13 protein-coding genes are annotated in these 13793 nt (G+C 67.7%); 9 read left to right on the forward strand and 4 right to left on the reverse strand.

Annotated features, from left to right (window positions below):
* Positions 1 to 16 precede the first annotated feature (16 nt).
* The gene (locus APZ15_RS21720; RefSeq protein WP_027790743.1) at positions 17 to 805 is read left to right on the forward strand and encodes an ABC transporter permease; all 789 of its coding nucleotides are present in this window, start codon (positions 17 to 19) and stop codon (positions 803 to 805) included.
* Here the strand turns inward: APZ15_RS21720 and APZ15_RS21725 are convergent.
* Entirely contained in the window at positions 796 to 1923 is a 1128-nt protein-coding gene (locus APZ15_RS21725) for a sigma-54 interaction domain-containing protein (RefSeq protein WP_027790742.1), read from the reverse strand. The genes APZ15_RS21720 and APZ15_RS21725 overlap by 10 nt on opposite strands.
* A gap of 130 nt (positions 1924 to 2053) precedes the next feature.
* Positions 2054 to 2734: a class II aldolase/adducin family protein gene (locus APZ15_RS21730; RefSeq protein WP_027790741.1), complete on the reverse strand. Its 681-nt coding sequence runs from the start codon at positions 2732 to 2734 to the stop codon at positions 2054 to 2056.
* A gap of 380 nt (positions 2735 to 3114) precedes the next feature.
* On the opposite strand from APZ15_RS21730, the gene APZ15_RS21735 reads away from it, so the two are divergent.
* The 8 genes from APZ15_RS21735 to APZ15_RS21770 all read left to right on the forward strand — a co-directional run bounded on the left by APZ15_RS21735 (position 3115) and on the right by APZ15_RS21770 (position 10638).
* On the forward strand, positions 3115 to 4398 hold the full coding sequence (locus APZ15_RS21735; RefSeq protein WP_027790740.1) for a lipase family protein: 1284 nt from the start codon (positions 3115 to 3117) through the stop codon (positions 4396 to 4398).
* A gap of 142 nt (positions 4399 to 4540) precedes the next feature.
* Positions 4541 to 4831: a co-chaperone GroES gene (groES, locus tag APZ15_RS21740; RefSeq protein WP_027790739.1), complete on the forward strand. Its 291-nt coding sequence runs from the start codon at positions 4541 to 4543 to the stop codon at positions 4829 to 4831.
* 12 nt (positions 4832 to 4843) lie between these two features.
* Positions 4844 to 6484: a chaperonin GroEL gene (gene groL / locus APZ15_RS21745; RefSeq protein ID WP_027790738.1), complete on the forward strand. Its 1641-nt coding sequence runs from the start codon at positions 4844 to 4846 to the stop codon at positions 6482 to 6484.
* A gap of 185 nt (positions 6485 to 6669) precedes the next feature.
* The gene (locus tag APZ15_RS21750; protein ID WP_027790737.1) at positions 6670 to 7962 is read left to right on the forward strand and encodes a hypothetical protein; all 1293 of its coding nucleotides are present in this window, start codon (positions 6670 to 6672) and stop codon (positions 7960 to 7962) included.
* A gap of 426 nt (positions 7963 to 8388) precedes the next feature.
* Complete coding sequence (locus tag APZ15_RS21755; RefSeq protein WP_027790736.1) at positions 8389 to 8760, forward strand: DUF6697 family protein; 372 nt, start codon at positions 8389 to 8391, stop codon at positions 8758 to 8760.
* 47 nt (positions 8761 to 8807) lie between these two features.
* Positions 8808 to 9026, forward strand: a complete 219-nt coding sequence (locus APZ15_RS21760) for a hypothetical protein (RefSeq protein ID WP_021156746.1) — start codon at positions 8808 to 8810, stop codon at positions 9024 to 9026.
* Between the two features lie 137 nt (positions 9027 to 9163).
* Entirely contained in the window at positions 9164 to 9685 is a 522-nt protein-coding gene (locus APZ15_RS21765) for a PTS sugar transporter subunit IIA (protein ID WP_027790734.1), read from the forward strand.
* A gap of 59 nt (positions 9686 to 9744) precedes the next feature.
* Positions 9745 to 10638, forward strand: coding sequence for an amino acid kinase family protein (locus tag APZ15_RS21770; RefSeq protein WP_027790733.1), 894 nt, complete (start codon positions 9745 to 9747; stop codon positions 10636 to 10638).
* A 41-nt stretch (positions 10639 to 10679) separates the two neighbouring features.
* On the opposite strand, the gene APZ15_RS21775 is transcribed toward APZ15_RS21770, so the two are convergent.
* Positions 10680 to 11828 (reverse strand): porin, encoded by a 1149-nt coding sequence (locus tag APZ15_RS21775; protein WP_027790732.1) that lies wholly within the window; start codon positions 11826 to 11828, stop codon positions 10680 to 10682.
* Between the two features lie 363 nt (positions 11829 to 12191).
* Positions 12192 to 13751 carry a methyl-accepting chemotaxis protein gene (locus APZ15_RS21780; RefSeq protein WP_027790731.1) on the reverse strand — a complete coding sequence of 520 codons (1560 nt, stop codon included), beginning with the start codon at positions 13749 to 13751 and terminating at the stop codon, positions 12192 to 12194.
* Positions 13752 to 13793 lie beyond the last annotated feature (42 nt).

Here is a 13793-nt window from a genome sequence, read left to right on the forward strand (position 1 = left end):
CTGGATACGCTTCGAAATGACGCTCGCCATACGCTCTCTCTCGCTCGCCCCGCTGCGCCGCCGCGCGCGCGGCTTCGTCGTGCCGGCCCTGCTGGTGGCCGCATGGCAGTTCGCGTCGTCCGGCGACGCGGCCCATCAATACGCGTTCGTGCCGTTGCAGCAGGTGGGCGCCGCGCTGGTCGAACTCGCCCGCAGCGGCGAACTCGCGACCGATCTCGGCGCGAGCCTGCGCCGCACGACGCTCGGGTTGGGCTTCGGCGTCGCGTTCGGGCTTGTATTCGGCGCGGCGATGGCGCGCTCGACGCTCGCGCGCAAGCTCGGCGAGCCGGCGTTCCAGGCACTGCGCTACGTGCCGCTGCTCGGGCTGATTCCGCTGCTGAGCCTGTGGGCCGGCACCGGCGAATTCGCGAAGGTGCTCATCATCGCCCTCGCCGCGTTCTACCCGATGACCACCGCCAGCTTCGACGGGCTGCGCCGCGTCGATCCGCGCTACGTCGAACTCGCGCAGTCATATCGCCTGACGCGTATCGGCCTGTGGCGCGACGTGCTGATTCCCGGCGCGCTGCCCGACCTGTTCGCGGGCGTGCTGCAAGCCGTGCCGTTCGCGTGGATCACCGCGACCAGCAGCGAGCTGCTGTTCAACGCGGGCGCGGGGGTCGGCAGCCTGATGCAGAACGCGCAGGCCGGTGCGCGCGCCGACGTGCTGCTGGTCTGCGTGCTGGGGGTGACGGCGCTCGCCGTCGGCATGAGTGCGCTATGCGAGCGGATCGCGCAGCGCGCGCTGCGCTGGCGCGATCACGCCTGACGGCGCAGCCGCGCGTCGGCGTCTCCTCCGTCACCCGCGTCGCGCGGCTTCAGGATGCCGAGCTGCGCGAGCCGCGCACGCACGATGTTGCGCGACTGGTCGAGCAGGCGCGACATGCGCAGCTGGTTGTGCTCGCTGTACTCGAACACGCTGCGGTAGACGGTGTCCTCGATGTGCTGCCAGAGCGACGGCGTGCCGAGATCCAGCAGCTCGATCACCGCATGGCGCAGCGCGTCGGTCGCCTCGGCCACGTCGCGCGCACGGCGCGGCGGTGCCACCGCCGGGGCGCGCGGGTCGTCGGCATCGGGCGCGAGCGACAGCGCGGAGAACTGCAGGTCGCCCACATCGATCGCGCCACCCGCACAGATCAGCACCGCGTGGTGGATCACGTTCTCGAGTTCGCGGATATTGCCCGGCCACGCGTGCGCGTGCAGCCGTGCGCGCGCGGCGTCCGTGAGCGTCGGCGCGGCGACGCGCAGCCGCTTCGCATAGGTGTCGATGAAGTGTTCGATCAGCGGCGCGATGTCGCCGAGGCGCTCGCGCAGCGGCAGCAGGCTCAGCTTCACGACGTTGAGCCGGTAGTAAAGATCCTCGCGGAAATTGCCGGCGCGCACCGCGGCTTCGAGATTCACGTTGGTCGCCGCGACGAGCCGCACGTCGATCTTCACGGTCTTGCGCGAGCCGACCGGCGTCACCTCGCGCTCCTGCAGCACACGCAGCAGCTTGACCTGCGCGGACAGCGGCAGGTCGCCCACCTCGTCCAGGAACAGCGTGCCGCGATTCGCGGATTCGAACCAGCCGGGCTGGCTGTTGATCGCGCCGGTAAACGCGCCGCGTTCGTGGCCGAACAGCTCGCTTTCGATCAGCGTCTCGGAGAATGCGCCGCAGTTGACCGCCACGAACGGGCCGTCATGGCGCTCGCTCAGCGAGTGCACGAGGCGCGCGATCAGCTCCTTGCCGGTGCCGCTCTCGCCGGTGACGAGCACGGTCGCGTCGCTCGGCGCGACGAGCTGGATGCGCTCGAGCAGCACCCGCGATTTGGGATCGTCGAACGTCAGCGCCTTCGCACGGATCGTGATCGCATGCGAATTCGGGTCCGGCAAACTGAAGATGGCCATGGCACGACCGGCGTGTTGAACGGGGAAGGTTCGACGATAGCAAGGCGCGCGCCGGGGATGAACCAATTCATCGAGCTATCGGTATGACGGCGGCCGGATTGCGCCGGCCGCCGCGCGAGCTCACGCGATGTCACGCGAGACCGGTCATCTTCCATTGCTGCTCGAGCGCGCCCGGCCCGAACTCGAGCGAGCCGCCGAGCGGCTCCGCGAGCGCCTGGAAATACGCGGCTTCCTCGAGGATCAGGATGTACTTCGACACGTCGAGGATCGATTTTCCCCAGAAGGTTGCACCGCCGTTCGCCTCGATGATCGCCGGTACCTCGGGGTCGCGGCGGATCGTGTCGACGATGAAACGCGGCTCGCCGGGACGACGATCGACGTACACCGGAATCTCGCGGGCGCGCGTGTAGCGCGCAGCCGGCGCATAGCGGATCGGCAGCGGGCGATGCGCGCTCGCCCATGCGCCGAGATACGGGCCGTGCACGTGGATCACGACACCGACGTCCGGCGCCTCGCGGAACACGTCCGCATAACGCGGCCCGTTGCCGCCCGCGCGTGCGTCGCCATGCAGCACGTCGCCGTCGAACGTCACGACGACCGGCTGGATTTCCTGCGAGGCGGCCCACGGGCTCGGCGCCGACAGCGCGACGACGAGCTCGGTGCCCGGCACGCGCTGGAACGCCTGGAACGTGTTGGTCGCGGACAGCGTGCGCGTGTCCTTCAGCACGCGTGCGGCCTGCGTGAATTCGCGCGTGGCACGCTCGACGAATGCCACGAGTTCGCCGCTGTCGATGGTTGGGGTAACGGACATGAGGATGGTTTCCTTGATCGGGTGGACGGAGGGAATCGCAACGCAACGTCGCGACACACGCCGACCGGATCAGCAGCAATCGTGCCAGCCGGGCGCGCCCGCATCGAACGCCCGCGCCGCGGTGCGGGCCGGTCATGCACGATGCACACGGCACGATCCGTGCACCGGCCTTTGTTGCGGGAGCAACAGCCCGCCGGCCCGGATTGCTGCGCGACGCGCAGCCGGCGCATGCGTGCGGCACACGCGGTACGACGCAACGGCCCGTCGCGCCGCGCGCCGCACATGCAACAGATGCGCTGGTTCGAAACTTGCGTCGTGCTCGGCCCGCGCCATGCACCGTCCGGCGCTTCCGATCCGATCTCATCGACCTCCATCCGACCATGACGCTCCTCCCCCTGCGCGGCTGCGCCGCGCGCGCACTGCTGGCTTCGGCGCTCGCCGTATCGTCTTTCCTCTCGCACGCGGCTTCGCCCGGCCGCGTTCCCGCGCCCGACCCGCTGCAGGGCGACGGCCGCGTGTCCGCGTTCTACACGTGGGACCGCGACATTCCGGCGACGCCCGGCGCGCTGCTGCGCACCGAGCCGCTGCCCGCGACGCTCGGGCTCGCGAGCGCGGCGCGCCAGTTGCGGATCCTCTATGCGTCGACCGACGGTGTCGGCGGTCACACGCCGATCGCCGTGTCGGGTGCGCTGTTCGTGCCGCGCGGCACGCCGCCCGCCGGCGGCTGGCCGATCGTCGCGTGGGCGCACGGCACGTTCGGGATGGCCGACATCTGCGCGCCGTCGTGGTTCGGCCGCTCGTATCGCGACGTGCGCTACCTGAACGCGTGGCTTCAGCAGGGGTTCGCCGTCGTCGCGACCGACTATCAGGGGCTCGGCACGCCGGGCCCGAATCCGCAGCTCAACAACCGCTCGAACAGCTACACGCTGCTCGACAGCGTGCGCGCGGTACTCGGCGGCGTGCCGGGTCTCGCGAACGAGGTCGTGCTCGTCGGCCAGTCGCAGGGCGGCTCGGCCGTGTTCGCGGCGGCCGGCTACGCGCCCGCGTATGCGCCCGAACTCGCGATCCGCGCGACCGTCGCCACCGGGACGATCTACAACGCATCGCCCGCCACGCTCGCGTCGCTGCCGAAGTTCGACAGTGCCTACCGGCGCGATCCCGAGCGCGTCGATCCGACACTCGCGTACGAGTTCTACTCGGTGCTCTCCGCCCAGCAGATCGACCCGTCGCTGCGCGCCGACGAAGTGCTGACCGACCAGGCGTTGCCGATCCTCGAACAGGCGCGCATCGGTTGCCTCGCGTCGCTCGAGGACGATGCGGCGCTCGCGCACCTCACGCATGTGAACACCGTGAAGCCCGGCGGCGATGCCCGGCTGAAAGCGTGGTGGGACGCGTACCTGACGTACCCGACGCTGAAGATCGCGACGCCCGTCTTCATCGGCGCGGGCGCGGACGACGGGCTCGCGCCGCTCGAACTCGCGCTCGCGAAGGACGCGTGCGCGGCGGGCACGACCGTCGAAGCGCACCTGTATGCGGGCCGCGAACACAACGGCACCGTGAACGCGTCGCTCGCCGATTCGATCCCGTTCGTGAAGCGCGTGCTTGCCGGCGAGACGATCCACCCGGTCTGCACGCCCGCCGCGCAGCAGGCCGTGTCGCGGTAACGCGCGCCGCGCGCTTTGCACGCCGGCGCGAATGCATTTCCGAATCCGTTATTGGATCGCGCCGCCGCGCATTTTTATACTCGTCAGCACTCTCTTCCAAAGAGTGCCAGCCAATCTCGACAGAACAGCACAGGACGAACCTATGAGCCTACGCCCCTTGCACGACCGCGTGATCGTGAAGCGACTCGACCAGGAAACCACCACCGCGTCGGGCATCGTGATCCCCGACAGCGCCGCGGAAAAACCCGACCAGGGTGAAGTGATCGCCGTTGGCCCCGGCCGCAAGGATGCGGACGGCCAGCGCATCGTGCCCGACCTGCAGGTCGGCGAGCGCGTGCTGTTCGGCAAGTACGCGGGCCAGGCCGTCAAGCTGGACGGCACCGAGTTTCTCGTGCTGCGCGAGGAAGACATCGTCGCAGTCGTCAACCAGTAACGGAGCGCAATCATGGCAGCGAAGGAAATCATTTTCAGCGACGTCGCACGGGCCAGGCTGACCGAAGGCGTGAACATTCTCGCGAACGCGGTGAAGGTCACGCTCGGGCCGAAGGGCCGCAACGTCGTGCTCGAACGCAGCTTCGGCGCGCCGGTCGTCACCAAGGACGGCGTGTCGGTCGCGAAGGAAATCGAACTCGCGGACAAGCTGCAGAACATCGGCGCGCAGCTCGTGAAGGAAGTCGCGTCGCGCACCAGCGATGCGGCCGGCGACGGCACCACGACGGCCACCGTGCTGGCGCAGGCGATCGTCCGCGAAGGCCAGAAGTACGTCGCGGCCGGGCTCAATCCGCTCGACCTGAAACGCGGCATCGACAAGGCCGTCGCGGCGGCCGTCGACGAGCTGAAGAAGATCAGCCGCCCGACCACCACGAGCAAGGAAATCGCGCAGGTCGCGACGATCTCCGCGAACGGCGAGGAATCGATCGGCCAGCGCATCGCGGAAGCGATCGACCGCGTCGGCAAGGAAGGCGTGATCACCGTCGAGGACGGCAAGTCGCTCGCGGACGAGCTCGATGTCGTCGAGGGGCTGCAGTTCGATCGCGGCTACCTGTCGCCGTATTTCATCAACAATCCCGACAAGCAGATCGCCGAGATCGAAAGCCCGTACATCCTGCTGCACGACAAGAAGATCTCGAACATCCGCGACCTGCTGCCGGTGCTCGAACAGGTCGCGAAATCGGGCCGGCCGCTGCTGATCATCGCGGAAGACGTCGAAGGCGAAGCGCTCGCGACGCTGGTCGTCAACAACATCCGCGGCATCCTGAAGACGGTGGCCGTGAAGGCGCCCGGCTTCGGCGACCGCCGCAAGGCACTGCTCGAAGACATCGCGATCCTGACCGGCGGCCAGGTGATCGCCGAGGAAACGGGCCTGACGCTCGAGAAGGCGACGCTGGCGGAACTCGGCCAGGCGAAACGCATCGAGGTCGGCAAGGAAAACACGACGGTGATCGACGGCGCGGGCGATGCGAAGAACATCGAGGCGCGCGTGAAGCAGATCCGCGTGCAGATCGAGGAAGCGACGTCGGACTACGACCGCGAGAAACTGCAGGAACGCGTCGCGAAGCTCGCGGGCGGCGTTGCAGTGATCAAGGTCGGCGGGGCCACCGAGATCGAGGTGAAGGAGAAGAAGGACCGCGTCGACGACGCGCTGCACGCCACGCGCGCGGCCGTCGAGGAAGGCATCGTGCCGGGCGGCGGCGTCGCGCTGATCCGCGTGCGGCAGGCGATCCGCGAACTGCAGGGCGTGAACGCCGACCAGAACGCGGGCATCAAGATCGTGCTGCGCGCACTCGAGGAACCGCTGCGCCAGATCGTCACGAACGCGGGCGAGGAAGCAAGCGTCGTCGTCGCGAAGGTGGCCGACGGCTCGGGCAACTTCGGGTACAACGCGCAGACGGGCGAATACGGCGACCTCGTCGAGTCGGGCGTGCTCGATCCGACCAAGGTCACGCGCACGGCGCTGCAGAACGCGGCGTCGGTCGCGGGGCTGCTGCTGACGACCGACGCAACCGTGTTCGAAGCACCGAAGGATGCGGCACCGGCGGCTGCGCCGGGTGGCCCGGGTGCGGGCGGGCCGGGTTTCGATTTCTGATGACCCGACGCGTATGCCGGTTCGCCGGCATGCGCGACCGGCACGCACAGCGAAACGCAGGCAACGCGTGGCGACGAAAGTCGTCACGCGTTTTTTGCATGGGACTGGCAAAAACGGGCGGCGTGGCGGGCCGCCGGCACGCTCGGGTAAGATGAACGCCCGTCCGCCGCCCCGCCGTCCACGCCATGCCGACCGTACAAACCATTCTCGACGACTACGAACGCCTCGGCTGGACCGGCAACGATCCGATGTCGCGGATGCTGGCGCTGCGGCGCGACAACCCGGCGGCACTCGCCGACCTCGTGATCGCTTCGTTCGATCGCGAGCTGTCGCATGCGACCTTCCTCGACGCCGCACTCGACCTGATGGACGACACCGCTTTCGCGAACGTCACCGCCGCAGCGTGGCAACGCGTCCGCGACGGCGCATGGAACACGCGGCTCGCGAGCGTGTTGTCGAGCGCGGCAATACAGGCGCCGCAGGTATTTGCCGGTCACTGGGACGTGTTTCTCGACGTTGTGACCGCGAAGCGGTCGCCGCACCTGTACTACGAGGACAACGCGTGGCGAATGCTCGATCCGGCGACGATCGATGCATGGCGCGGCCGGCTTGCCGAGACCCCTATTGACAGGGGCGCGGCGCACGCACGCGCCGTCGCGCTGCTTCATTCGCGACACCCTGCGGCCGTTCGCGACGCGGCGGCGCGGCTGTTTTCCGACGATCCGGGCAAGTGCGCCAACTGGCTCATGTCTGCCGGCTATGCGCAGGAACACGACACGTTGCGCGCGCTGCATGGCGAGTCGCCGCTACACATCGACTTCGGCCCGACGCTGCGTGCGCCGAGGCTCCGCGAGATGCCGAAGTGGAAACGCGAGATTGACGCGCATCACCCGACCTGGCACGCACGCGATTCGCATCGATCGGGCGCGCGCTTCGGCGGCGTGTCGACGCATCGATGCGGCCTGTGTCACGAGCCGCTGCATCGGTTGCTGACGCTACCGCAACCCGCGGCAGCCGGCATCGACAGCGCGACGCCCGTATCGTTCGACACCTGCCTGTCGTGCGTCGGCTGGGAGAGCGACGGCCCGCTGTTCCACCGGCACGACGACGCAGGCAACGCCTGCGCGCACCCGTCGCAGCAACGCGACATCGCGATCCAGCCCGAGTATCCGGCGGCCGCATTCGTGGAGGCCGACGTTGCGCTCTTCGCCGCACCGGCACGCTGGACACGGCAGGACTGGGGCGAATCGAACGGCCGGCAGAACCTGAGCCGTGTCGGCGGCGCGCCGTCGTGGGTACAGTCGGCGTGGTATCCCGACTGTCCGGATTGCGGCCGCAAGATGTCATTCGTCATGCAACTCGACTCCCACTTTCCGCAAACGGACGGCGGCGAATGGCTGTGGGGCAGCGGCGGCGCGAACTACACGTTCTGGTGCGCGCCGTGCCGCACCAGCGCGCACCTCTGGCAGTGCACGTAGCACGCACCGGCCACGCAACCTTTACGACCTTTTTACTTGCGGCCGCGCGTGCGTTCACTAGAATGTGTTCGCCATCCATCACCGAGTACGCACCATGCGCATCCGAAGTCCTCGCCCTCCGAGTTGCTTTTCTGCCTGACAGGCAGGACGCCTGCGTCTCTCTTTTTCCCGAGCCACCGTCCTGCCAGCAGGCGGACGGTGCGCGCCGTAGTCATTCCCGTGCACGCTTGAACACGACGTCGATGCGTTGATCGCGCGTCGTGCGGGCAAGCGTGTTCCCGCGGAACATCCCTCGCAACGTCGCGCCATCGATCCGCCAGCCCGGCAACGATCGCCTGGCATGCCCGCATCCGGCATGTCGATCCGGTCACATTGCTTTGCATCCCTGATTTAACCCGCTGAAGTTCCCGATACCGGAGCCCGGTCATGTTCGAGATCGACAAGCAGTACACCCGCGAATTCATCCACACCGCCTGCGGCGGCAGCAAGCAGGCGTTCCTGCCGACCAAGAACGGCAAGGTCGTGGCCGCCTGCCTGCGCACGGACCTCAACCCGCATGCGCCCGACGTGATCCTCTGCGACGGCAGCGCGTCCGCGCGCGCGGCCGGCAGGACGCTCGCCGCGCAACGCGATGCGATCCCGGTGTTTATCAGGATGGAAACGGACGCGTACCGCTTCGTCGGCCGGTACGTCGTCAGCGAATCGCTCACCGCACCGCTCGACTGCGCGCCTTACGTGCGCAACAGCGGCTTCACGCCCGGGCAGATCTCGCGCGTGCTGAAGCTCAAGCGCTGCTGACGCGCGCAGCGCACGCCCTCCCGGTCGCCTTTCATCAAGGAGCAATCATGCTTGGCCTGACGTTCTGGAAACACGTGATCGGCACACGACCCGATGCCGCCCGCGACGATCGCGCGACGGCACTCGGCCGGCACCGCGTGCGCTCGAGGACGCTGGTGCTGACGAGCGCCGCGGTGGCATTTGCGGCGATCGCGTTCGGTGCGCCGGTCGTCGGCATTTCGGTGTTCTTGCTGACGACGTTGCCGTTCGTGCTGTCGGGTACCTGACGACGTCCTTGTCAGGCACGCGGCGGGCGCCAGCGCAATCGATACGAAATTTTAATGCGGCGCCCCCGCGTCTCTGACACCGTCTTTACACGCTTTTGTCTAGGATTTCCCTGTCACCCCGACACGGAGAGATCCGCATGCAAACGCAGCAGGCCGCCGCCGGCGGCCAACCCGACCTTCCCTACCGACGCGGCGGCGCAACGTTCGCGACCCGGCTGGCCGACGCCTGCCCGCCGGACAACATTCTGCTCGACGTACCGGTCGAAAGCGCGATCCAGTTGTTCGACCTCGTCGCGCGCTATATCGAGCGCAGCGGCGGTGTGTCCGCGGAACGGATCAGGACCGAACTGACGAAGCGCGAGCACCTCGGCTCGACCGGCCTCGGCCAGGGCGTCGCGATTCCGCATGCGCGTGTCACCGGCCTCCGCTCGGCCATCGCGCTGTTCGTTCGCGCGCAGTATCCGTTCCCCTTCAACGCACCGGATCGCAAGCCCGTGCGCGAATTCATCGTGCTGGTGCTGCCGCAGGAAGACAACCGCGCGCACCTCGAACTGCTCGCCGACGCGGCGCGCTGTTTCAGCGAGCGCCCGTTCCGGCAGTCGTCGCGCGACGCACTGACGCCCGACGAGATTCACCAGCTGATGCGACGCACGTATTGATGCCGTCGTGATGCCGCGTCGTGCGGCAACACGCACTCCCTTCATCCATTCGGATTCCCATGTTCCCAGACCCTGAAAGTCCCACCCCGACGTCGGGCCGCGTAGCCGGCCTGGCGCGCTCGCTGCCGTTCATGCAGGCCCTGCACGGGCAGACCGTCGTCATCGTCGAAGGCGGCGCCGCGAGCGACGCACGCGCCCGCCACGCATTCGCGCAGGATGTTGCGCTGCTCGCACTCACCGGTGTTCGCCCGATCGTCGTGCAGGGCGTGCCGGCCGCGTCCGGTACGCAATCGATCCACGCCGTTCATGCGGCGATGGCGGGCGTCAATCATGAACTGGTGCGCCTGATCGGCGGTCACGGCGCCAAGGCGATCGGCATCGACGGCCACGACGGCGGCCTGCTGGTGGCGAGCGCCGCATCCGAGCGCACCGACACGAGCGCGGTCGCCCGCTTCGACGGCACGACGCTGAACGCGTTGCTCGAGAACGGGCTGGTGCCCGTCGTGATGCCGGTCGCCCCGGACGACGCAGGCCATGATCACCTGCTGCGCGCGGAACGGCTCGGCAGCCTCTTCGCGCAGCGCACCGGCGCCGTCACGCTGGTGATGATGGTCGACAGCGCGCTGCTGCGCGAACTCGGCGAGCTCGCCGGGCTCTATGGCATCACGGAACTCGAGCAATGGCTGGCCGAGCATCCGGCCGCAACCGCAGCGCCTTGCGTGCGGGAAGCGCTCGATGCGCTCGCGCACGGCGTGCAGAACGTCCATCTCGCCGATATCGGGCAACCCGAATCGCTGATCGACGAACTGCTGACGGAGGAAGGATCGGGGGTCGTGTTCTGCCGGCGCGGCAACACCGACCTGCTGGCGGAAACCCGCCGCTACTTCGCGGATTCGGCGAGCGTGCTGCGCGACGGCTTCAACGTCGAGCAGAAGCAGGTCGTGCGGTTCTGAATTTTGCAGCAGAACCGCGCGCCGCGCGGTGCGCAGTGCCGTCAGAACATCTGGCGCAGGCCGACGGCAGCCCCGACGTTGTTGGTCCTGCCGATCTGGTCGACCTTGCCGGTGAGCCGGTTGGTGGCACCCGGATAGTCGGCCGCGAACGCACCGTTGCCGCGCGAGAAATCGACCGTGCCGTAGACCTCCGTATGCTTGGACAGCGCATACTCGGCCAGCACGGTCGCCGAGTAGTTGATCCCCGAGCCGAGCGTGCCGTCGAGCCGCTGCGCGTTGCGTGCGTGGCCGTAATAACCGGCCACCGTGATCAGCAGCGGCGCGGTGGCCTGCCAGTTGGCGCCGACGTAGAACGTGTCGTCGATGCGGTTCGGGCTCCCGCCGCTCAACGCCGGTGCGCCGGCCTGCTGCATGTTGAAGTCGGTCGTGCCCGTCTTGTCCTGGCCGTGCAGCCAGCCGGCCAGCAGGCGGACGGAGGGCGTAACCTGATACGCGCCGCTCACGTGCAGAAAGTTCACCTTCGCGCCGTTGGTCGCACTGCCGTTCACGGACGATACCGAGGTCTGCTGGAAGCCTGCGTTGATCGACGCGGGCCCTTGCGCGTAGGTGAGCTCGACGCCGTACGTGCTGTCGAGGCCCATCGCACCGGCATGATTGCCGAAGCCGTAGATCGCATCGACGCTGAACCCGTTGTACGTGAATGCGTACTTCACCGAGTTCGGCACCGTCAGGTAGTTGCCAATGCCGTTGTACGCCCAGCTGTCCTGCCAGTAGTCGCCGACGGTCATCGGATCGAATACGTCGCCCATCGTGTCGTACAGCGGCGCGTACTGGTTGCCGAACGTCAGCGTGCCATATCGGCTGTTCGACAGGCCCACGTAGGCCTGCCGGCTGAACAGCGTGTTCGCGACGTGCAGCTTGCCGTCGCCCAGCTCGAAACCGTTCTCGAGACGGAAAATCGCCGACAGCCCGCCGCCGAGATCCTCGCTGCCGCGCAAGCCCCAGCGGCTGTGCGTTTCCGGGCCGACCGTCATTCCGATCAGGTCCTTGCCGTCAGGGCCGGCATTCGTCTGATAACGGATCGCCGTATCGACGAGGCCATACAACGTAACCGAACTCTGCGCGAACGTGCACGATGCTGACATGGTGAAAGCGGCGCCGATACAACCGGTGACAACGGTGCGTCTCATGAAAGGCCTCCCTGGGCAATTGATTTTGTAAGCAGTCCGATAGCATTCGTGGACGGACGCCATTACTGCGAACGGGAGAATAATCGGCCATATTCGCGGCACCTATTACCGCTTCTGGATTGGACCTTTCCAGCGTCGTCAACAATCGCTGTCGTACACGATGCGGCGGCCCGGCGCGATCGAGATCCGCCGTCGCGGCCTGCCGGACGGCGGGCAAATCACGTTCCGCCCCAATGAATCGCACCGTGTCGAAGCGCGGCACCGATGGTTCGATGCCCGGCCGTCGGAGCATGGCCACGGCGCGCAGAGCGGCAACGATCCCGACACGGTGCGCCCTTCGCGACCCGATGCTCCGACGTCGAATCAGGCTCGGGCGGCATCGATCCGGAATACCGCGACCGTCGCTTCCAGCTGCCCCGCCTGCGCTTTCAGCGCCGCCGCCGCTGCCGATGCCTGCTGCACCAGCGCGGCATTCTGCTGCGTCACCTGATCCATCTGCGCGACGGCCTGATTGACTTGCTCGATGCCCCGCGACTGCTCGTCGGACGCGGCGGTAATCTCGCTCATCAGTACGTCGACCCGTCGCACCGACGCCAGTATTTCCGTCATCGTCCCCGTCGCGCGATCGACCTGCCGTGCGCCGGTGTCGACGCGCCTGAGCGAATCCGTGATCAGTTCCTTGATTTCACGCGATGCCGCGGCACTGCGCTGGGCCAGCGAGCGCACTTCGCCCGCCACGACCGCGAACCCGCGCCCCTGTTCGCCGGCCCGGGCCGCTTCGACCGCGGCATTCAACGACAGGATGTTGGTCTGGAAGGCGATGCCTTCGATCACCGTGATGATCTCGGCGATCTTGCCTGACGATTCCGACAGCCCCCGCATCGTCCTGACGACCTCTTGCGCGGCCTGATTGCCCTGCTCGGTCAGCAGCGCCGCGTCGCTCACCACCTGGCTGGCCTGCTTCGCGTTCTCGGCGTTCTGGCGAACCGTCGACGTCAGCTGCTCCATGGACGCGGCCGTCTCCTCCAGCGACGCGGCCTGCTCCTCGGTCCGTTGGGACAGATCCATGTTGCCCTCCGCGATCTCCCGAGCGGCGGCGTCGATCGCGTGCGAGCCGTTCTGCACCGCCCGGATCGTCTGGAGCAGTTCGCCCTGCATCGTCTGCAAGCCGCTCAGCAGTTGCCCCATTTCGTCGGTCGAATGAATCTCCACCCGGGTCGTCAGGTCGCCTTCGGCGATGGCGCCGAAATGGCCCAGTGCGTTCGCCAGCGGCGTGCCGATCGCCCGTTGCAGCGACCACCATGTCAGCGTGGCCGCCCCGAGCGCGACCAGGCTCCCGGCGAACGCCATGGCGATGAACCAGTGGAAGCGTGCCTGCGCGGCATCGAACGTCGCCCGCGAAGCCGTGATCTGGAGCTGTCCGAGCGCATCCATGGCGTCGGACGCGTCGATGAACAGCGACGGCGGGATGCGTCGCCAGACTTCCGGAATTCTGGCCGCATCATGGGTGGCTATGACCTCGAACATCGGCTCCAGCCCGTTGTCGACCAGCGCCTTGAACTTGCTGCCGGCGTCGGCCGCGCGGCGGGCCTCTTCGGGGCCGGAGAACGGCAGCGCACGATAGGCCTCCCATGCCTTCCTCGATGCGGCCAGCATGTCGCGGGCCACACCGGTTTCCTGCGGAACTTCGTCGCTGGCCGGATCGAGCGCGATGCGATACAGCCACAGGCGCGTCCTCGACAGCGCGACATTCGCCTGCCCGAGCGCCTCCGACGAAGCGAGCCGTTCGGAATAGAGCGTCTTCACGTCGTTGTTTCCGATTGCCATGCCGACCACGCCGATGATGCCGCCGACAACCAGCAATACTCCGAGAAAACCCATCGCCAGCGCCAGACGGGTGCGAATGCTGAAATTCTTGATCATGGTCAGGAGAGCGTTGAGCACGCCGCCGGTGCATGCGACGCA

The sequence above is a fragment of the Burkholderia cepacia ATCC 25416 genome, from assembly GCF_001411495.1.
Classification (GTDB): domain Bacteria; phylum Pseudomonadota; class Gammaproteobacteria; order Burkholderiales; family Burkholderiaceae; genus Burkholderia; species Burkholderia cepacia.

What these genes read in the sequence shown, in the direction of transcription:
- APZ15_RS21735 (WP_027790740.1), top strand. Translation starts at nt 3,115, where the DNA reads ATGACGCTCCTCCCCCTGCGCGGCTGCGCCGCGCGCGCACTGCTGGCT.
- groL (WP_027790738.1), top strand. Translation starts at nt 4,844, where the DNA reads ATGGCAGCGAAGGAAATCATTTTCAGCGACGTCGCACGGGCCAGGCTG.
- APZ15_RS21775 (WP_027790732.1), bottom strand. Translation starts at nt 11,828, where the DNA reads ATGAGACGCACCGTTGTCACCGGTTGTATCGGCGCCGCTTTCACCATG.
- APZ15_RS21755 (WP_027790736.1), top strand. Translation starts at nt 8,389, where the DNA reads ATGTTCGAGATCGACAAGCAGTACACCCGCGAATTCATCCACACCGCC.
- APZ15_RS21750 (WP_027790737.1), top strand. Translation starts at nt 6,670, where the DNA reads ATGCCGACCGTACAAACCATTCTCGACGACTACGAACGCCTCGGCTGG.
- APZ15_RS21730 (WP_027790741.1), bottom strand. Translation starts at nt 2,734, where the DNA reads ATGTCCGTTACCCCAACCATCGACAGCGGCGAACTCGTGGCATTCGTC.
- APZ15_RS21760 (WP_021156746.1), top strand. Translation starts at nt 8,808, where the DNA reads ATGCTTGGCCTGACGTTCTGGAAACACGTGATCGGCACACGACCCGAT.
- APZ15_RS21720 (WP_027790743.1), top strand. Translation starts at nt 17, where the DNA reads ATGACGCTCGCCATACGCTCTCTCTCGCTCGCCCCGCTGCGCCGCCGC.
- APZ15_RS21770 (WP_027790733.1), top strand. Translation starts at nt 9,745, where the DNA reads ATGTTCCCAGACCCTGAAAGTCCCACCCCGACGTCGGGCCGCGTAGCC.
- APZ15_RS21780 (WP_027790731.1), bottom strand. Translation starts at nt 13,751, where the DNA reads ATGATCAAGAATTTCAGCATTCGCACCCGTCTGGCGCTGGCGATGGGT.
- APZ15_RS21765 (WP_027790734.1), top strand. Translation starts at nt 9,164, where the DNA reads ATGCAAACGCAGCAGGCCGCCGCCGGCGGCCAACCCGACCTTCCCTAC.
- groES (WP_027790739.1), top strand. Translation starts at nt 4,541, where the DNA reads ATGAGCCTACGCCCCTTGCACGACCGCGTGATCGTGAAGCGACTCGAC.
- APZ15_RS21725 (WP_027790742.1), bottom strand. Translation starts at nt 1,923, where the DNA reads ATGGCCATCTTCAGTTTGCCGGACCCGAATTCGCATGCGATCACGATC.